General features: G+C 61.4%; 14 protein-coding genes. 7 read left to right on the top strand and 7 right to left on the bottom strand.

The window, feature by feature from the left end; translation table 11 throughout:
• The first annotated feature begins 94 nt into the window (after window positions 1–94).
• The 3 genes from QM647_RS04335 to purH all read left to right on the top strand — a co-directional run bounded on the left by QM647_RS04335 (window position 95) and on the right by purH (window position 2944).
• Window positions 95–469: a glycine zipper 2TM domain-containing protein gene (locus QM647_RS04335; RefSeq protein WP_414994242.1), complete on the top strand. Its 375-nt coding sequence runs from the start codon at window positions 95–97 to the stop codon at window positions 467–469.
• A gap of 239 nt (window positions 470–708) precedes the next feature.
• The gene (locus tag QM647_RS04340; protein WP_414994243.1) at window positions 709–1140 is read left to right on the top strand and encodes a glycine zipper 2TM domain-containing protein; all 432 of its coding nucleotides are present in this window, start codon (window positions 709–711) and stop codon (window positions 1138–1140) included.
• A gap of 199 nt (window positions 1141–1339) precedes the next feature.
• Entirely contained in the window at window positions 1340–2944 is a 1605-nt protein-coding gene (purH, locus tag QM647_RS04345; protein WP_414994244.1) for a bifunctional phosphoribosylaminoimidazolecarboxamide formyltransferase/IMP cyclohydrolase, read from the top strand.
• Window positions 2945–3001: 57 nt separating this feature from the next.
• Here purH and QM647_RS04350 read toward each other — a convergent pair whose 3' ends face one another.
• The gene (locus QM647_RS04350; RefSeq protein ID WP_414994245.1) at window positions 3002–3598 is read right to left on the bottom strand and encodes a nitroreductase family protein; all 597 of its coding nucleotides are present in this window, start codon (window positions 3596–3598) and stop codon (window positions 3002–3004) included.
• A gap of 142 nt (window positions 3599–3740) precedes the next feature.
• Between QM647_RS04350 and QM647_RS04355 the strand changes: the two genes are divergently transcribed.
• The 3 genes from QM647_RS04355 to QM647_RS04365 are packed head-to-tail and all read left to right on the top strand — an operon-like array spanning window position 3741 to window position 6045.
• Window positions 3741–4508, top strand: a complete 768-nt coding sequence (locus QM647_RS04355) for a dienelactone hydrolase family protein (protein WP_414994246.1) — start codon at window positions 3741–3743, stop codon at window positions 4506–4508.
• Between the two features lie 2 nt (window positions 4509–4510).
• Window positions 4511–5293 (top strand): dienelactone hydrolase family protein, encoded by a 783-nt coding sequence (locus QM647_RS04360; RefSeq protein ID WP_414994247.1) that lies wholly within the window; start codon window positions 4511–4513, stop codon window positions 5291–5293.
• Window positions 5293–6045, top strand: a complete 753-nt coding sequence (locus QM647_RS04365) for a dienelactone hydrolase family protein (RefSeq protein WP_414994248.1) — start codon at window positions 5293–5295, stop codon at window positions 6043–6045. Before QM647_RS04360 ends, QM647_RS04365 begins: the two co-directional genes overlap by 1 nt.
• On the opposite strand, the gene QM647_RS04370 is transcribed toward QM647_RS04365, so the two are convergent.
• From QM647_RS04370 to mutS, 5 genes are all read right to left on the bottom strand, one after another.
• Entirely contained in the window at window positions 6046–6582 is a 537-nt protein-coding gene (locus tag QM647_RS04370; RefSeq protein WP_414994249.1) for a copper chaperone PCu(A)C, read from the bottom strand. It lies immediately after the preceding gene.
• A 28-nt stretch (window positions 6583–6610) separates the two neighbouring features.
• Complete coding sequence (trpS, locus tag QM647_RS04375; RefSeq protein WP_414994250.1) at window positions 6611–7621, bottom strand: tryptophan--tRNA ligase; 1011 nt, start codon at window positions 7619–7621, stop codon at window positions 6611–6613.
• A gap of 13 nt (window positions 7622–7634) precedes the next feature.
• Entirely contained in the window at window positions 7635–9290 is a 1656-nt protein-coding gene (gene murJ, locus QM647_RS04380) for a murein biosynthesis integral membrane protein MurJ (RefSeq protein WP_414994251.1), read from the bottom strand.
• A 68-nt stretch (window positions 9291–9358) separates the two neighbouring features.
• On the bottom strand, window positions 9359–12175 hold the full coding sequence (locus QM647_RS04385; RefSeq protein WP_414994567.1) for a [protein-PII] uridylyltransferase: 2817 nt from the start codon (window positions 12173–12175) through the stop codon (window positions 9359–9361).
• Window positions 12176–12220: 45 nt separating this feature from the next.
• Window positions 12221–14947, bottom strand: a complete 2727-nt coding sequence (gene mutS, locus QM647_RS04390; RefSeq protein WP_414994252.1) for a DNA mismatch repair protein MutS — start codon at window positions 14945–14947, stop codon at window positions 12221–12223.
• Between the two features lie 315 nt (window positions 14948–15262).
• On the opposite strand from mutS, the gene QM647_RS04395 reads away from it, so the two are divergent.
• Complete coding sequence (locus QM647_RS04395) at window positions 15263–17545, top strand: NADP-dependent malic enzyme (RefSeq protein WP_414994253.1); 2283 nt, start codon at window positions 15263–15265, stop codon at window positions 17543–17545.
• Window positions 17546–17660: 115 nt separating this feature from the next.
• Here the strand turns inward: QM647_RS04395 and QM647_RS04400 are convergent, their stop codons facing one another.
• Window positions 17661–19361, bottom strand: coding sequence for an AmpG family muropeptide MFS transporter (locus tag QM647_RS04400; protein WP_414994254.1), 1701 nt, complete (start codon window positions 19359–19361; stop codon window positions 17661–17663).
• Between the last annotated feature and the right edge of the window lie 13 nt (window positions 19362–19374).

The following is a 19374-nucleotide window of genomic DNA, read 5'->3' on the forward strand; positions in this document are numbered from 1 at the left end:
CCCGTTTCTCCTGACTGCATCCTTATATCGAAAACTGGATACTCCTGCGTAAATTCGCACTGTGAAAGGTGCGTGTAATCAAAGGAGTAAGCACATGACCCGTATTCTGAAGACCGCCACCGCCGCCATTGTGAGCCTGGGCCTGATCGCCGGTTCGGCCGTGGTGCCGAATATTGCCGATGCCCAGACCTATTACCGTTGCAAGTACGAGCAAAAGAAGGCCGGCAACAAGGGGGCGGTGATCGGCGCCATCGCCGGTGGCCTGCTTGGTAGCCAGATTTCCAAGAACGAGCGCGGCCTGGGCACGGTCGGTGGCGCAGTGGTCGGCGGTTATGCCGGCAGCAAGATCGCCAAGAACAGCGCCAAGCGCCGCTGCGTCGATGAAGTGGCCTACCGGACGCGCACAACCTACGAAACCGACAGGTACGGCCGCCGCCACAAAGTGGTTTACCGCTATGTTCGTGAGTAGTGGACGCAAAATAATTTTTGGACCCTGAAGAACAAAAGGCCCCGCCGGATACCGGCGGGGCCTTTTGTCGTATAGCTGACAGGGCTGTCATTCCCCTTCCAAGATATTCAAAAATAAATGCTTTTCTGAACCAGGATGAACGGCGCTCTCAAATCCCGTTCAGGTTGGGCGGCTTATAACTGTCCTCATGAACGGCACATCGGATCAACCGAAAGCCAAAGACACGAAGGACTAAGATTATGAGCAAGATCTTCAAAAACGGCATGAAAACTTTTGGAGCCGCTGTTATCACCTCCGGCCTGATCATCGGTTCCACGGCCGCTGTCATGGCCCCGACCACGGCTTCGGCCCGCACCACCTATCAGTGCGAGGTTACCAAGTCGAACAACGCCAAGACGGGCGCTATCCTGGGTGCCATCGCCGGCGGTTTGCTGGGCAGCCAGGTCGCCAAGAATGAAAAGGGCCTGGGCGCGGTTGGCGGTGCCGTTGTTGGCGGCCTGCTGGGCAACAAGCTGGGCAAGGACCAGGGCAAGGATACCTGCAACAAGGCCGAAGCCGCCATGGAACGTCAGCGCTGGGAAGACCGCAACTACGGCTACCGCAGCCAGCCGGTCCGCTACAGCAGCTACAAGTCTTACAGCAATGGTGACCGCTATGGGTCTCGCTACTAAAACGCTCCCCAAAAGCGTTCAAAGCGTAGTTTGAGATTTGCGATCATCAGCGAAACCCCCGCCGCGCTCACCCACGGCGGGGGTTTTGTGTTATATGCGGTCGCAACCCGTTACGGCTTGTTATCGAGCTGACCTAGGCAAATGTGACGGCTTCGTGTACATGGCGGGCATCTTTCCCTCCCCCAAATTTGGATATCCCATGCCTGCCGCCCCCGATTTTCCGCCCGCCGCCGATCTGGTCACCCCGAAACGCGCGCTCATTTCCCTTTCCGACAAGACAGGGCTGATCGAAGCCGCCCAGGCGCTGGTCGCCGCCGGCGTCGAACTGCTGTCGACCGGCGGCACCAAGGCCGCCCTGCAAAAGGCCAATATCGCGGTCAAGGACGTGGCGGATATCACCGGCTTCCCCGAAATGATGGACGGCCGCGTCAAGACCCTGCACCCGAAGGTGCACGGCGCCCTGCTGGCCTATCGCGACGCCCCCGAACACGCTCAGGCGCTGAAGGACCACGACATCGCCCCGATCGATATCGTCTGGATCGACCTCTACCCGTTTGAAAAGACCGTCGCCGCTGGCGGCACCTTTGAAGCGGCCATCGAGAATGTCGATATCGGCGGTCCGGCCATGATCCGCTCGTCGGCCAAGAACCACCCCTATGTCAGCGTCTGCGTCGACAAGGCCGGCATGGATGAAGTTCTGGCTGCCATCGCTGAAACCGGCACCACCTCCCTAGGCTTACGCAAGTCCCTGGCCGCCCGCGCCTTCGCCCGCACGGCGGCCTACGATTCCGCCGTTTCGACCTGGTTCGCCTCGCAACTGGGTGATAACTATCCGGTGCGTAAGACCATTGCCGGCGAGCGCCTGCAAACCATGCGTTACGGCGAAAACCCGCACCAATCCGCTGCCTTTTACAAGACCGGCGAAAGCCGTCCCGGTGTCGCCACCGCCAAGCAGCTGCAAGGCAAGGAACTGAGCTACAACAACGTCGCCGATACCGACGCCGCCATCGAGCTGGTAGCCGAGTTCGACACGCCCGCCTGCGTCATCGTCAAGCACGCCAATCCGTGCGGTGTGGCCACCGGCGACGACCTGATCTCCGCCTACAAGCGCGCCCTGGAATGCGACCCGGTGTCGGCCTTCGGCGGCATCGTGGCGCTGAACCGCAAGCTGGACAAGGCGACGGCCGAGAAGATCGTCGAGATTTTCACCGAAGTGGTTGTTGCGCCGGAAGTCGATGAGGACGCCGTTGCCGTCTTCGCCGCCAAGAAGAACCTGCGCCTGCTGGTCACCGGCACCCTGCCCGACCCGCTGGCCGGTGGTCAGGTGTTCCGTTCGGTGGCTGGCGGCATGCTGGTCCAGAGCCGCGACACTGCCCGCATCACGGCGGCCGACCTTAAGGTCGTCACCAAGCGTCAACCGACCGCTGCCGAGATCGAAGACATGCTGTTCGCCTTCACCGTGGCCAAGCACGTCAAGTCCAACGCCATCGTCTATGCCAAGGAAGGCCGCACGGCCGGTATCGGCGCGGGCCAGATGAACCGCCGCGACTCCGCCCGCATTGCCCGCCTGCGCGCTCAGGAAGCCGCCGAGGGCCTGGGCCTGACAGAAAGCCTGGCCACAGGTTCGGCCTGTGCCTCGGAAGCCTTCTTCCCGTTCCCCGATGGTCTGCTGGAAGCCGCGGCGGCAGGCGCCACCGCGATCATTCAGCCGGGTGGCTCGATCGGCGATCAGGCAGTGATTGACGCCGCCGATGCCGCCGGCCTGGCAATGGTCTTCACCGGCGTGCGTGTGTTTAGACACTAATCAAAGAAAAGCCCCGGATGTCTGGCATCCGGGGCTTTTTTTATCCGTCAGACTGGCTTACGCCGGGGCCTTGATCTCACCTGTAAAGTGGCCCTTGAAGGCGATATCCGACAGCGGCAGGCGCTGCGACGGCGCTTCGCGGGTTTGCAGGAAATCGGGCAGGGTCGCGACATCGCCCTGATAACCGATGGCGACGGCGGCTTCCAGCTTGAGGTTTTCCGGGAACTGGAGCACGACCGGGGCCTTGTCATATTCGATGCCGGCCATGCCGTGGGCGATCAGGCCCAGGCTGTGCGCCTGCAGGGACAGCGACATGAAGGCCGAGCCGGCGTCGAAGCTGTTGGTGATATTCTGGCGCTGGCCGTCGAAGGTAGTGACCGAGGCGATGAAGACCAGAGCGCCGGCATTCTTGGCCCAGCCCTCGTTGAACGGGATCAGCAGGGAAAGCAGGATGTCGAATTCCGGCGTGCCCTTGACGCCGTAGAAGAAGCGCCACGGCTGGAGGTTAGAGGCCGACGGCGCCCAGCGCGCGGCTTCCAGAATGGTCAGGACCTGATCTTCGGTCATGGCCTTGTCGGAAAAGGCGCGCGGCGACCAGCGGTCGAGAAATTGCTTGTCGACAGGGTAGTCTGAGGTGCGTGGGGAGGCGGTCATGCGATGATCTCGTGCAGGCTGATAATTTAAAAAGACTGGCTTTTCGGGCCGATTTCTGATTCACCAGAGACATATCCTGCGGCGCACCATAAATCCGTAACTATATGTGTGACAGTTCAGGCGTTTTGCAAGGGGTAATTGATTGCTCGATACGTTAAAGCACCGATTTAATTTGCTTGAGCCCTACATTACCGCCTACGGACCCAAGGATAAGACCGCCCGACCCGCCGTCCTGCTTTTCCATGCCTGCAATGGGGTGCGTGCGCATATCCATGCCTATGCGCAGCAGGTGGCCGATCTCGGTTTCCGCGCCTATGTCGTCGATTCCTTCACGCCGCGCGGCTGGGATGAGACCGCGGCCATGAGCCTGGTCTGCACCGGTCTGGCCCTGCATGGGTATGAGCGCTCCGGCGATGTACTGGCGGCGATCTGGGGGCTGGCTCAGAGGCCGGAAGTGGATGCCGATAACATCATCATCGCCGGCTGGAGCCATGGCGGCTGGGCCATTATGGACCTGATGACCGAAAAGCTGACGCGTGACGGCGAGGCCCGCCTCAGAGACCCGACGCCCGAACCCATGAAGGGTGTAAAGGGTGTCTTTCTGGTCTATCCTTACGTCAATTTCCCGGCGCGATCCAATACCCACGGCTGGCAATATGCGCCGAAAACCCTGGCCGTATTGGCGAAACAGGATTTCCTGACCAGCCACAGTCATGCAGATCATATTCTCAACCATCTCAAGGCCGAGGGCGTGCCGATGCAGCGGCTCGATCTGGATTGCACCCACTGTTTCGACGAAGACAGCGCCCTTCATTTCGGCCCGCTGATGGCCTATGATCGCCGCAGCCATGAAAAAACCATGGCCGCGTTCGAGGGTTTTGTAAGGGAGACCTTCTCCCAGGGGGACTGATTATGGACACGATGGCGCAGCGTTTCGCGTTGCTGGAGCCGGACATTACTGTCTACGGGCCGCAGGATGACACTATCCGGCCGGCGGTGGTCTTCTTTCATGGCTGCGGGGGGATGCGGCCGCATGTCCATCTCTATGCGCAGGCCGTGGCCCTGACCGGGGTGCGCGCCTATGTCGTCGATAGTTTCAAGCCGCGGGGTTGGGACCGTAATTTTGCCGTCTCGCTGATCTGCACGGGCGCTGTATTACAGGGGTATGAACGCGCAGGTGACGTTCTGTCGGCGCTATACGGTCTGCAACAGAGCGGCCGTGTCGATATGGATAAGGTGATCCTGTGCGGGTTCAGCCATGGCGGCTGGTCGATTATGGACCTGATGACCTCGCCCCTGACCAAAGCCGGCAATGTGAAGATTGCCGATCCCGATCCGGCGCTTGTCGATCGTCTGAGCGGTCTTTATCTCGTCTATCCCTATATCAACTTCCCGGCGCGCACCAATACGAGCCAGTGGCGGCACAAGCCCAAGACCTTTGCGGTCATCGCAAAGAAGGATCATCTGACGCCGGCCAGACATTCGCAGAAGATTTTCAATAAACTGAAGGCGCAAGGGGTGGATGTCACCACCCTGGAGCTTGACGCCAGCCATGCCTTTGACGAGGAAGACAATAAGGGGCTGGTGATGAAGTATGACCCCGACGTCATGCAGACCTCGCTGGAGGCCTTGCTGACCTTCACTATTCAGCGGTTCGGCTTAACCGGTGTGCCGTCGGAACGCGCGGCGGTCTGATGGATACGCTGGCGGGGCGCTTCCAGCGGCTCTCGCCGCATATACTGGCCTATGGCCCGCCGGATAACCTGTCGCGGCCGGCGATATTGCTGTTTCACGGCTGCGGCGGCATAGCGGAAAACCTGCTGATCTATGTCCAGGCGGCGGTACAGGCGGGGGTACGCGCCTATATCATCGATAGTTTCGCGCCGCGCGGCTGGTCACGCAAACAGGCCTCGAACTGGGTGTGCAAGGGGCTGAAACTGCGCGGTTACGAACGGTCGGGTGATGTGCTGGCGGCGGTCTATGGCCTGTCGCAGCGGCCGGAGGTCGATGCCTCACGGCTCATGCTGGCCGGCTGGAGTCATGGCGCCTGGGCGATCATGGATCTGATGACGCAAAAGCTGGACAAGCCGGGCGATGCGCGACTGGCCGATCCGGCGCCGCAGTGGCTGGATGGCGTGAAGGGACTGTTCCTCGTCTATCCCTATATCAATTTCATGGCGCGGTCGGTGACGCGACCGTGGGCGCACAAACCGAAGACAATGGCCATCCTGACCCTGAAGAATCATCTGGCCACGTATAAACATTCGTTAGAACTTGTGCGAAAGCTTAGAAAACAAGGGGTTTCGGCTGAGACCGTGACCTTAAACGTCACCCATGCCTTTGATGAGGCGGGCATCGATAAGACGCGCATCATGGCCTATGACGCTGATGCGCTGGAAAGTACGCTGGACGCTTTACGGGATTTTATGAAGGTGATCCTGGCCTGATCACATCTTCATATCGCCGTGATCCATACCGGTCGCTTCGCCAGCCTTGGCCAGCGGCGTATTGGAAACCGGCATGGAAAGCGTGATCGGCCCGGCCTTTTCAAAGACGAGCGTGACATCGACCGTATCGCCGGCTTTCGGGCGCTGTGTCAGGTTTTCCAGCATGATGTGATTGCCGCCGGGGGCGAAGACCAGGGTATCGCCGGAGCGGATGACAAAGCCATCCTTGGCTTCGGCCATTTCCATGGTCGAGCCGTTCATGGTCATGGTGTGCAGCGTGGTCGTGGTGGCGCAGTTGCAGGATGCCGAGATCAGGCGGTCGTCGGTATTGCCCTTATTTGTGATGGTGACGTAGGCGGCGGTATTGGGATTATTGCCCAAAGCGGCGCGCATGGCGTAATCGGTCAGGTTCAGGCTTTGCGCCGTGACCACGCCATTGACATCACTGGTGCTGGATACGGTGGTGGTGTGCTTTTCCACCTTTTCGCAGGCGGTCAGGGCCAAACAGGCCAATCCCATAACGAGTATTGCGCGCATTGCGATCTCCAAGCTTAAGGGGGCGGGGTTAAGCCCCTGCCCAAAGTCCCACAATCTTCTTCACATCTTTCACGACCGGCGCGGCCACTTCATTGGCGCGGTCCGCGCCGATTTTCAGCACGCGATCGATTTCGGCCGGATCGGCCAGCAGGCCGCGCAAGCGCTGCGAAATCGGCGCCATCTTTTCAACCACGACCTCGGCCAGGGCCGGTTTGAAAGTGCCGAAACCCTTGCCGCCGAAGTCCTTCAGCACGTCAGCCACGGAAACACCGGCAAGCGCCGCATAGATGCCGACCAGATTCTTGGCTTCCGGACGGGCGTCGAGACCCTCGGCGGCTTCCGGCAGAACATCAGCGTCGGACTTGGCCTTCTTGATCTTGGAGGTGATGGTATCGGCGTCATCGGTCAGGTTGATGCGCGAATTATCGGAAGGATCGGACTTCGACATCTTGGCCATGCCGTCACGCAGGCTCATGATGCGCGCGCCGGGGCCCTGGTACAGGGTTTCCGGCACGGGGAAATAATCGACCTCGAAATCGTGGTTAAACTTCTTGGCGACATCGCGGGTCAGTTCGAGATGCTGGCGCTGGTCCTCGCCCACCGGCACATGGGTGGCCTTGTAGAGTAGGATATCGGCGGCCTGGAGCACCGGATAGGTGTAGAGACCCACCGAAGCGCGTTCCTTGTCCTTGCCGGCCTTGTCCTTGAACTGGGTCATGCGGTCGAGCCAGCCGAGGCGGGCGACGCAGTTGAAAATCCACGCCAGCTCGACATGGCCGGCCACGGCCGATTGCGGGAAGATGGTCGACTTTTCGATATCGACGCCGGCGGCCAGGTAGCAGGCGGCGATTTCGCGCGTCTGGTCGAGCAGTTTTTGTGGTTCCTGCCAGACCGTGATGGCGTGCAGATCGGCGATGAAGAAGAAGCGCTCGGCGTCATCACCCTGCATATCGGCGAACTTTTTCAGCGCGCCAAGATAGTTGCCGAGGTGCAGGGAGCCGGAGGCCTGGATGCCAGAGAGGATGCGTTTCTTGGTCATGTGGTCTTACTTGTTATGCAGAACGGCGCCGCAACACCGCTTTCAGTTCGCGCGGCTTGATCGCGCCGGTTATAAACAGCAGCCCGATATAAAGGAACAGGCCGGCAAAACAAACCCCCAGAACGGCGATTTCCTTGGTGTGGCTAAAGATCACAGGCAGCAGGGGAATGGCGCGCACATAGGGCACCACGGAACCGATGGCACCCTGTATTAACGGACGTTCGAACGAACTGAGGCCGCAGAAGGCCGCCATGCCGAGGCCACAGAGCAATAGCAGAAGAAGTGTGCGGAAAGCTTTCGGCGTGATGATCCAGGTCTTGCGTTTGGCCAGGGTGAAGACCATCAGCGCCACATTGACCCAGGCGGCGGCCGAAGTGCCGATGGCGAGGCCGGCCGTGCCGATCAGCTTGAACATGGTCAGGCCGACGCTGAGGTTCACGATGACCGAAATGATGGCGAATTTCATCGGCCCAAACGTATCCTTGCGGGCAAAGAAGGCGGGGTTGAGGATGCGGGTCAGGACGAAGGCGGGTACGCCCCAGCCATAGTGAAACAGGCAGCGCGCCACCTGATGCGCGTCATCGAGATGGAAGGCGTCGCGCGTATAGAGGCCGTCCATCAGGAAGAAGGGCATAGCCATCAAAGCCGCGGCGGCAGGCAGGGCGAAGGCCATCGAGAACACGACGGCCTGATCCATCTGGGCCTGCGCCGCTTCATGATCCTCGGCATGGACGGCGCGGGAAAGGGCGGGCAGCAGGGCCGTGCCGATGGCGACACCCACCAGTCCGATCGGCAACTGGTAGAAGCGGTCGGCCATGGCCAGCCAAGAGGTGGCGCCGTGGATCGATGAGGAAAAGATGCCAGAAATAAAGATATTGACCTGTGTGGCGGCCGCCGCCAGCGCGCCGGGTACCGCCAGCAGGAGCAGTTTGTTGATATCCTTGGAGAAGACCGGAAGGATCGACAGGCTGACATGGGCGCCGGATTTTTTGGCGCCCCACAAAAGCAGGCTGGCCTGCAGGATGCCGGCGATCAGGGTACCGATCGACCCCCACAGGGCCGAGGCATAGACCGTGTGCTGAGGCAAAATCGAGATCAGGGTCACGGCATTGAGCAGGATCGGCACGCCGGCCGACATCAGGAAGCGGCCGCGGGCATTGAGCACGCCGGAGAGGTGCGCCACGATGGCCATACACGGCAGGTAGGGCATGGTAATTTGGGTGAACAGCACGGCCAGCTTGTACTTGGCCGGGTCCGCCAGAAAGCCCGGCTTGATGACCATCATCAGCCACGGCATGGTGAACTGGCAGAACAGGCAAAAGGCAACCGTAATAAAGGTCAGGGTAGCCATGGCGTCATGTGCCATCTTGTCGGCGGCTTCTTTGCCGTCACGCTCCAGGGCGGCGGAATAGGAGGGCACGAAGGCGGCCGAGAAAGCGCCTTCGGCAAAGATGCGGCGGAACAGGTTCGGGAAGGCCTGGGCGGTATTATAGGCGTCGGCCATGATATTGCCGGAGGCGCCGAGATAGGCCGCCAGCACCAGATCGCGGGCAAAGCCGGCCAGGCGCGAGATCAGGGTGAAGCTGCTGTTGATCAGCGAATTGCGCAGAAGCCCCGAAGGCTTTTTAACTGGCGTGCTTTCTGGCGTGGAGGCGGGCGCTTCGGACAAGGATCTGCTCTGAAAAGGTGGAACTTCCGCTTTAGGCTGGCTGCGGATTTCCTGCAAGCAGTTATGGGTTAACGCGCCAGCGAAGCCTTTGCCCGCGCCAGATTGCGCTTGGGCGCCTGAGCGGGCTTGTCGAGCACTGCCAGCAAGCTCTTTTTCAGGCTCTGCTTCAGGCCATTGCTGAGCTGCGCCTTGCGATAGTGATCGGCGACATAGAAGGCGTCGACCGCGCGTTCGCCGTAGCAATCGATGTGCGCCGAGGCGATATCGATATGCGACTTGGCCATGACCTCGACAATATCCGCCAGCAGGCCGGGACGGTCGCGGCCGGAGACCTCGATGATCGTGACATTGGCGTTGGAATCGTCATCGAAGACCACGGTCGGCGCGATGGCAAAGGCCGCCGTGCGCGCGGCGAAGGGCGATTTCCACGTCAGGGCTTCCGGCAGACGGCCGTGGGCGGCGGCTTCCAGCGCGGTCTGGGCGTGTTTCTGACGCGGCGGATCGTCGTGGGCGAAGGGTTTGCCGGTCGAATCCTGGACATAGAAGACGTCGAGCGCCTGGCCGGTGGACGAGGTAAAGACCTGCGCCCCGACCACGTTGCCACCGAGATTGGAGAAGCAGCGCGCCAGGTCGGCGAACAGACCGGTGCGGTCTTCGGCCGAAATCGAGAAGGCGGTGGCGTTGCGCACTGTATCGATACGCAGGGCCACGGCGGGAGCGCCACCGGCATTGCGCACCAGCACCGCATGGGCCTTGATTTCTTCGGGGCTGAACGAGAACAGGTAGCTTTCGTCCATGGTCTCCAGCCAGGCGGCCATCTCGGCGTCATTTTCACTTAACTGTACGCGGCGAGCATGGGCGCGTTGCTGGATGTCCTCGCGCACACTGGCCACGGCATCGGACCCCCGACCGCCACGGAAGGCGCTTTCGGTGGCGTCGAACAGGTCGCGCATCAGCTGACCCTTCCAGGCGTTCCACACACCGGGACCGACGGCACGGATATCGGCGACGGTCAGTATGAGCAGCAGGCGCAGGCGTTCCGGCGTCTCGACGATATGGGCGAAGGCTGCCACCGTTTCCGGATCGGAGACATCGCGTTTCTGGGCGTAATCGGAAAGGACGAGGTGGTGACGCACCAACCAGGCCACCTGATCGACCTTCCAGTCCTCGACACCCAGCCGTTCGCAGGCCTTGCGCGCCGCGATCTCGCCGCCGATTTCCTGGCCGCTTTCGCCGCCCTTGCCGGTGTCGTGCAGCAGCATGGCGAGATAGAGCGATTCCTTGTCGACCAGCTGCGGCATGATAACCGAGGCCAGCGGATGCTCTTCCTTGTAGATACCAGTGTCGATGCCGTGAATGATCTCGATGGCGCGCAGCGTATGCTCATCCACCGTGTAGGCGTGATACATATTGAACTGGGTCTGGGCGACGATGCGGCCGAATTCGGGGATATAGCGGCCGAGCAGTCCGGTTTCCGACATCATCGACAGGGTCTTGTACGGGTTCTTGCCGCGCACCAGCAGGTCGAGGAACAGGCGCGCCGCTTCCGGATTGCGCCGCAACGAAGGCGTCACCAGGTCGAGATTACGGGCGATGGCGGTGAAGGCATCCGGGTGCAGATCCAGTTCCAGCCGGTCGGCCATCTTGAACAGCATGAACATCGCCACCGGCGACTTCTGGAAGATATCGGGGCTGTTGACGCTCAGGCGACCGCCGATGACGGTGAAGCCCGGATGATCGGCACGCGTCAGGTTCATGATGCCGGACTGGATCAGGCTGGAAAGCCGCGCCAGCGGCTTGGCCTGCTGGGTCTCCAGCTTGGTGCAGAAGGTACGGGTCAGGGCCCCGATCTCCTTGGCGACCACGAAATAGCGGCGCATGAAGCGCTCGACATTGGGCTCGCCCTCGCGGTCGATGAAGCCCATGCGGCGGGCCACTTCCGGCTGCAGATCGAAGGTCAGACGGTCCTCGCCGCGCCCCGCGGCGGTGTGCATGATGATACGGACCTTCCACAGGAAGTCGAAGGCGCGCATGAAGATGCGGCGTTCCTTGTCGGTCAGGATGACATCGAGCATGTCCGGCGTATTGGGCGTGTCCTTGCTGGCGCTGCCGGTCAGGTATTTGGCGATCCAGTAGAGGGTGTGCAGGTCGCGCAGGCCGCCCTTGCCGTCCTTGATATTGGGCTCGACCACGAAGCGCGTCATGCCGGCCTTGACGTGGCGCTGGTCACGCTCTTCCAGCTTGGCGGCGACGAAATCGAAAGCGTGCGATTTCAACCCGTCGTGATTCAGGCGGTCTTCGAGATTCTGCGCCAGCTCGGTATCGCCGGCGATCAGGCGATGTTCGAGTACCGCCGTCATGATGGTGTGGTCGCTCTTGGCGTATTTGAGCGTCTCTTCCACCGTCCGTGACGAATGGCCGACCTTCAGGCCCAGGTCCCACAGGGTATAGAGGATGAATTCGATGACCGATTCCGAGTGCGAGGTTTCCTTCCAGGCGCGCAGGAACAGAAGATCGAGGTCGGAATAGGGGGCCAGCTCGCCACGACCGTAGCCGCCCACCGCCAGCAGGGCCAGACGCTCGCCCTCGGTCGGGTTGCGGGCGCGATAGACGTGGGTCAGGGTGAAGTCCCACAGGGCCGAGATGATTTCGTCCGTCGCCTTGGCCAGGGCCTTGGCCGTGGCGTAGCCGCCCTTCTGGTCATCGGCGCGGTCGAGTATGCTGGCGCGGCTCATATCGAGCGCGGTCTTCAGGATCGAAACGGCGCGGCGCCGCAAATCGAGCGTGTCGCCGGACGAGGCCTCATAGGCTTCCGTCAGCGCCATGCGCAGATCCGTACCGTTGATACGGTATGCGGGGGCCGCCGGATGTGTCTGGGTGAGCATGGGGGAGGGGTCACTCATGAAACAAAACTCGGCAAACCAAGGCTATTACAGCAATTTGTGTAAATTATAGATAACTTCCAGGGCCTCTTTCGGGCTTAAATCGTCGGGATTTACGCTTTTCAGCAGGCTTTCCAGCTTTGAAGGGGCCTGAGACGCCATCTGGTGTGCGGGTTCGGCCGGGCGGGTGGCCGAAAACAGCGGCAGATCATCAAGCTTGAGCTGGGTCTGGTTTTCTTGCTCCAGACGGGTCAGGATATCGCGGGCGCGCTCCACCACCACTGGCGGCATCCCGGCCAGACGCGCCACCTGCACACCGTAAGAGCGGTCGGCCGATCCTTTTCGCGCTTCGTGCAGGAAGATCAGTTCGCCATTGTGCTCATGCGCGGTCAGCGACAGGTTGTTGAGATGCTTCATCCGCCCTTCGAGGCGTGACAGCTCGTGATAATGGGTGGCGAAAAGCGTGCGCGCCTTGATCACGTCATGCAGGTTTTCCGCCGAGGCCCAGGCGATGGCCAGGCCGTCATAGGTGGCGGTGCCGCGGCCGATCTCGTCGAGGATGATGAAGGAGCGCTCGGTGGCCTGGGTCAGGATGGCGGCGGTCTCGACCATTTCCATCATGAAGGTGGAGCGGCCCTGCGCCAGATCATCGCCGGCGCCGACGCGGGAAAACAGCTTGTCGACCACCCCTAGGTGCATGGCCTTCGCCGGGACGTACAACCCCGCTTGCGCCATGATGATCAACAGGGCGTTTTGGCGCAGATAGGTCGATTTACCGGCCATGTTCGGGCCGGTGACCAGCGACAGCCGCGCCGCATGGCTGCCGGCAGCATCGAGATCGACATCATTGGGCGTGAAGGGCTTGCCCTGGCTTTTCAGTGCCGCGACCACGACCGGATGGCGTCCACGCGTGATTTCGAGCCGCAGGCTATCATCGACCATTGGCCGGATGGCGTCCCATTCCTCGGCCCAGGTGGCGTTGGCGACGGCGACATCGAGCGCGCAGATGGCGTCATGGCCGCCCTGGATCTCGGCGGCGGACAACCGGACTTCCTCGCGCAGCTGCTCGAAAACCTCCAGTTCCAGCGCCAGGCCCTGCTGGGCAGCGCGCTGGATGCGGCCGTCGAGTTCGATCAGTTCGGTGGTGACGAAGCGCACCTGATTGGCCAGGCTCTGGCGGTGGATGAACTGCTTCTGCGTGTCCTGCGCCTGGAGTTGCTCCGCCAGCTTGGCCGACAGCTCGATGAAATAGCCCAGCACATTGTTGAACTTGATGCGGATGGCGATGCCGGTCTCGGCCGCCAGCCTCTGTTCCAGCGCCAGTATGATCTGACGGCTGTCATCGCGCAGGGTTCGGGCCTCATCGAGATCCGGATTGAAGCCGGGGCGGATAAAGCCGCCATCGGAAAGCTTTAGCGGCGGTTCCTCGACCACGGCACGGTCCAGCCGGTCGCGCAGCTGGCCGAGCGACAGGGAGGGCACCAGCGCCGTGACGATATCGTCAATTTCCTGCGGGATGGCGGGCGGATTGCCGGCCAGGTCGTCGTGCTCCTGATGACGGGCATCGTTCAGCTGGCTGGCCAGGGTCTCGCTGATGCTGAGCGCCTGGGTGATGACGCACAGGTCGCGCGCGCTGCCGCGCCCGAGGGACAGGCGTGACAACGCGCGCGCCTGATCGGACAGGGACCGCATCAGATGGCGCAGGGTCTCGCGCACATCGCGCCGCGGCAGCAGCCATTCGATCGTATCCAGCCGGGCATTGATATCGGCGGGCTTGTAGAGCGGACGGGCCAGTCGGCTGAGCAACAGGCGGCCGCCACCGGAGGTCACAGTCAGGTCGAGCGCCGAGATCAGGCTGCCTTCGCGTTTGCCTTGCTGAGTGCGGTCGATTTCCAGCGAATTGCGCGTGGCGGCGTCGATGGCGAGATAATTATTGGAAATCACCCGTGCCGGCGGCTTGAGGGTCGGTATCTTGCCGGCCTGAGTCAGGTCGATATAGGCGGCCAGCAGGCCGAGCGCCGAAACCTCGGCCGGGCTGAAGCTGCCGAAACCGTCGAGCGTGGAAACGCCATAGAGCTTGAGCAGGCGCGCCTCGCCGGCCGTCGGATCGCACAGCGAAGCCGGCTGCGGCTGGATGACGCCGCCATACATCTTGAGCAGCGGGTATATGGTTTCATCCTGAATCAGCCGGTCGGCGACCAGGCTTTCCGAGGGCCGCAGGGCGGAGAGCTGCACGCCCAGTTGCGCCGGCTCGACCTCGACCACCTCGACATCGCCGGTCGAAAGCTCCACGGCTGCCAGGGCCAGGATGCCGCCGCGCGTCGTCAGCGCCACCAGACGATTGGCGCCGCGTTCCTCCAGAAGCGTATCTTCGGTCAGGGTACCGGGCGTTACAACACGTGTAATACCGCGTTTGACGATGGCTTTTGAGCCGCGCTTCTTGGCTTCGGCGGGGTCTTCCAGCTGGTCACAGACAGCGACGCGATGACCCAGGCGGATCAGCTTGGCGATATAGGCGTCCGCCGCATGGGCAGGCACGCCGGCCAGCGGAATATCCTTACCCTGGAACTGCCCGCGTTTGGTCAGGGCGAGCGACAGGGCTTGTGCTGCCACCACCGCGTCCTCGAAAAAGATTTCGTAGAAATCGCCCATGCGCATCAGCAGCAGGGCGTCGGGATACTGCGCCTTGAGCTGGATATATTGCGCCATGACAGGCGTGGCCCCCTCAACATTGGGAAGGGCGGCTTCGGGGGACAGGTTGTGCGGGGCGTTCATGCGCCGGAGGTTAACCATTGTTAACAGCGAAGAGAAGGGATTTCGCAAAGGAAAGTGTGTAAAACTTCTCCAGCAGCCTGGCTGCTGGCAAGGGCAACCGTCCGCCCGAACTGATGCGAGGAACCATACGGCGATTGAGCTAAAAGGATGCTAAAAAACAACAGCTTGCAAATTCATTTGTCAGACAATAAAGAAAAGTTCCCGTGACGGGCGGTTCGCCCTTTATAAGCCGCCGCTCTTGTTCTATTCCGTAAGGGCACAAGTCCTTAAATTATAATATAATTCGCCACACCGCTCAGAGTACTCCAGAACATCATGCCGACCGAAAAACAAACCTTCAGCGACGACGAAGCCCTGCACCTCCACCAGTACCCGCAGCCGGGCAAGATTGCTGTGCAGGCCACCAAGCCGATGGCCACCCAACGCGACCTGGCCCTGGCCTATTCGCCGGGCGTGGCAGTGCCGGTACGACGCATTGCTGAAAGCCCGGATACGGCCTATGACTACACCTCCAAAGGTAACATGGTGGCGGTGATTTCCAATGGCACAGCCATCCTGGGACTCGGCAATCTCGGCGCGCTGGCCTCAAAGCCGGTGATGGAAGGCAAGTCGGTACTCTTTAAGCGTTTCGCCGATATCGACTCGTTCGATATCGAAGTGGCGACGCAGGATCCGGATGAATTTATTACGGTGGTGAAGAACATCACGGCGGCTTTCGGTGGCATCAATCTCGAAGACATCAAGTCGCCGGAGTGCTTTATCATCGAGGCCGCCCTGCAGGATCTGGCCGATATTCCCGTCTTCCACGACGACCAGCACGGTACGGCCATTATCTGTGCGGCCGGTCTGCTTAACGCGCTGGAAATCACAGGCAAGCGTATTGATGAGGTCAAGGTGGTGTTGTGCGGCGCTGGCGCAGCCGGCCTGTCGTCGCTCTCTCTGGTCAAGACCATGGGGGTACGTAAAGAAAACACCACGATCGTCGATATTCACGGCGTGGTCTATGAAGGCCGCGGCGTCGACATGGACCAGTGGAAATCGGTCCACGCCACCAATACGCCCAAGCGCACCCTGGCAGAAGCCATGGTCGGTGCGGACGTATTCCTTGGCATGTCGGCCAAGGGCGTGCTGACGCCGGACATGGTGGCGACTATGGCGCCCAATCCGATCATCTTCGCCATGGCCAATCCCGACCCGGAAATCGCGCCTGAAGATGTGGCCAAGGTGCGTTCCGATGCTATCGTTGCCACCGGGCGTTCTGATTACCCGAACCAGGTCAACAATGTCCTGTGTTTCCCCTATATCTTCCGTGGCGCGCTCGATGTCCGTGCTCGCCGGGTCAATGACGAGATGAAGCTCGCCGCCGCCCGCGCACTGGCCCAGCTGGCGCGTGAGGATGTGCCTGACGAAGTCGCTGCCGCCTATCAGGGCCGCCATCTGAAGTTCGGCCGCGACTACATCATCCCCTCGCCTTTCGATCCACGCCTGATCTGGTACGTGCCGCCGTATGTTGCCCAGGCGGCCATGGATACCGGCGTCGCCCGCCGACCGATCACCGACATGGAGGCCTACCGCAAGTCACTGGAGCAGCGTCTCGATCCATCGGCCGGTTTCCTGCAAACCATCACCTCGGCCGTGCGGTCCCGGCCGTCCCGGCGCATCGTTTTCGCCGAGGGCGAGGACATATCGGTGATCCGCGCCGCTCACGCCTTCAAACTCCAGGGTCTCGGCACGCCGATCCTGTGCGGCCGGGAAAACCTGGTCGAGGAAAACATGCGCGCCGCCGGTATCGATCCGAAGGAAGAAGGTATCGAGATCGTCAATGCCCGCCTTAGCCATCGTAATGCCGCCTATTCGCAGCTGCTCTATTCGCGCCTGCAGCGCCAGGGCTATCTGAAGCGCGATGTCGATCGCCTGATCAACCTGGACCGCAATTCCTTCGCCGCCGCCATGGTCATCTCGGGCCACGCCGATGGTATGGTCACCGGCGTAACGCGTTCGTTCGACAAGTCGCTGGATGACGTGCTGCGCGTGGTCGATCCGGCGCCGGGTGGCCGCATCATGGGCCTCAGCATCGTTCTCGCCAAGGGCCGGACCATCTTCGTGGCCGACACCACCGTGGCCGAGACCCCGACCCCGGAAGAACTGGGCGATATCGCCATCGAGGCCGCCATGGCCGTGCGCGCCATGGGTCATACGCCGCGCGTCGCCTTCATGAGCTATTCGACCTTCGGCAACCCACAGGGCGAGCGTTCGGACCGCGTCAAGGAGGCCGTGCGCCTGCTGGAGGAACGTGGCGTCGACTTCGAATTCGAAGGCGAAATGCCGCCCGATGTCGCGCTGGAGCCCGCCATGTGGGCCAACTATCCTTTCCAGCGCCTGACCGCGCCGGCCAATGTGCTGATTATGCCGGCCATCCAGTCGGCGTCGATCTCGACCAAGATGATCGAAGCCCTGGGCGGCGCCACGGTTGTCGGGCCGTTGCTGCTGGGCCTCTCCAAGTCGGTGCAGATCTGTCAGCTGTCGGATTCGGTCTCGAAGATCCTGACCATGGCCACCTTCGCCGCCTACGATATCCGGGCGTCGGCGAAAGGCTGATGCTGTGATTATGGGGTCGAGGGGTTCGCGACCCCTCATTTTACCTGAGAAACAAAAAGGACGGCCTCGAAAAGGGGCCGTCCTTTTTGTTTATTAAGATGAAGACGAAGGGGCCTCAGGCCCCTTCACCCGTAATACGGGCGTCAACCTTCCGGCGGAAGTATAGCCAGAACGACATGGCGATGGCGACAAAGCCGATCACGATGGTGTAGGCGAAGAAGGTGAAATAACCCGCGCCCAGGGCTGCCGGCGTCACCCCCAGCTTGGCGGCGGGCGTGACATAGGAATCGGCGTGCAGGTGTGTCATCAGGCCCGTGAAGAGGGAGGCGACGCCCCCCTGGTCTGCCGCCCTGGCCGAGGCTTCGACAATGCGCCCCGATTGCGAGGCGACCAGCTTGCCGAGTATCGAATACAGGCTGGAAAATAGCGCATATTGCGACGCCGTGAACGAGGCCGAGGTCAGGGAGGACATGTAGGCGATCAGCACCGTGCCTGAAATGCCGGCCGAGATATTGTCCATGGCCATGGCGATGGCGAATACCCGGATATCGTGACCCGCGCAGGCCAGCCACATGAAACCGGCGTGGCTCAGTGGGCCGACCAGGGCGCCTATGATCAGCGACCGCATCAGGCCGAACTGCGCGATGATCCAGCTGGCGAACCCTAAGCCAATCATCGACATGATCACCCCCCAGACCTTGCGCATACCGGCGATGGTATCGACATCGAAGCCGAGGTCGACATAGAAGGGGTTCATGATGTTGAGCACGAATTCGCTGACACGATAGACCAGGATCAGGGCCAGGATAAACGCCGCCCAGTTTTCATAGCGCTGGAAGAAATCGGCGACCGGCGCGACGAAGGCGCCTTTGAAATAGGCGCCGGGCCGGGTGGCCCACGGCAAGGGCAGGCAGCAGGCCGCCAGCAGGCCGAAACCGATCAGGAAGGCTGGGATTTGCAGGAAAACGCCCGTGGCCTTGGCGGTCCAGATGGCTTTCAGAGCCTGTTGCGCGTGATCGCTCAGGCCGACCAGCCCCAGCAGGAAATCCAGCACATCGACATTGCCGGTCAGACCGCAGCCCATGAGAATGGCCGCCAGAACGATCAGAATGCCGCGCATCGTCCATTCCAGTATCTCACGCCATGGCTGCGGCGTCAGGCCTTCCATGTGGATCGGGCGGATGGTGTGCGCTTTTTCGCGCGGCGCCAGCAATACGGCGGCGATGCCCACCGCCATGAAGGCCGCCATCACGGCATAGGCCATGTTCCAGCCCAGCGGCTTGGACAGGATGAGGGGTAAGACACCGGACAGGATCAGCGAAATACGGTAGCCCCACTGGTAACAGGACGCCATCAGGCCTTGCAACTTCTCCTCCACCGCCTCGATACGCCAGGCATCCATGACGATGTCCTGCGTGGCGGCGATAAAACCGGTCAGTGATGCGATGATAACCATGCCGACAATGCCGCGTTCCGGATGGCTGAGCGATATGCCCAGCAGCCCGATCACCAGCAGGCCCTGGATCAGCAACAGCCAGCCGCGGCGATGGCCGAGATGACGGGTCAGGAAGGGCAGGTTCAGCCGGTCGATCACCGGCGCCCACATGAATTTCAGCGTGTAGCTGAAGGTGGTGAAGAGGAAAAAATAACCGATATCGGCCAGGGAAACGCCCGCCTGCCGCAGCCAGATACTGGCGGTGTCATAAATCAGCAGGTAGGGCAGGCCGGAAGAAAAACCGAGCGCTAGCATGACCGAAGCGGGCCACAGATTATGCTTCAGCCGGGTGCTTTCATCCGCCACAGATTTTTCCGACATGCCTTGCTCCGTC

Source organism: Asticcacaulis sp., from assembly GCF_047605585.1.
Taxonomy (GTDB): domain Bacteria; phylum Pseudomonadota; class Alphaproteobacteria; order Caulobacterales; family Caulobacteraceae; genus Asticcacaulis.

Bases quoted from the DNA above. Each gene is read 5' to 3' on its own strand.
- QM647_RS04400 (WP_414994254.1), bottom strand. From the start codon at position 19,361: ATGTCGGAAAAATCTGTGGCGGATGAAAGCACCCGGCTGAAGCATAAT.
- QM647_RS04365 (WP_414994248.1), top strand. From the start codon at position 5,293: ATGGATACGCTGGCGGGGCGCTTCCAGCGGCTCTCGCCGCATATACTG.
- QM647_RS04360 (WP_414994247.1), top strand. From the start codon at position 4,511: ATGGACACGATGGCGCAGCGTTTCGCGTTGCTGGAGCCGGACATTACT.
- QM647_RS04395 (WP_414994253.1), top strand. From the start codon at position 15,263: ATGCCGACCGAAAAACAAACCTTCAGCGACGACGAAGCCCTGCACCTC.
- purH (WP_414994244.1), top strand. From the start codon at position 1,340: ATGCCTGCCGCCCCCGATTTTCCGCCCGCCGCCGATCTGGTCACCCCG.
- QM647_RS04370 (WP_414994249.1), bottom strand. From the start codon at position 6,582: ATGCGCGCAATACTCGTTATGGGATTGGCCTGTTTGGCCCTGACCGCC.
- mutS (WP_414994252.1), bottom strand. From the start codon at position 14,947: ATGAACGCCCCGCACAACCTGTCCCCCGAAGCCGCCCTTCCCAATGTT.
- QM647_RS04340 (WP_414994243.1), top strand. From the start codon at position 709: ATGAGCAAGATCTTCAAAAACGGCATGAAAACTTTTGGAGCCGCTGTT.
- QM647_RS04350 (WP_414994245.1), bottom strand. From the start codon at position 3,598: ATGACCGCCTCCCCACGCACCTCAGACTACCCTGTCGACAAGCAATTT.
- QM647_RS04335 (WP_414994242.1), top strand. From the start codon at position 95: ATGACCCGTATTCTGAAGACCGCCACCGCCGCCATTGTGAGCCTGGGC.
- trpS (WP_414994250.1), bottom strand. From the start codon at position 7,621: ATGACCAAGAAACGCATCCTCTCTGGCATCCAGGCCTCCGGCTCCCTG.
- QM647_RS04385 (WP_414994567.1), bottom strand. From the start codon at position 12,175: ATGCTCACCCAGACACATCCGGCGGCCCCCGCATACCGTATCAACGGT.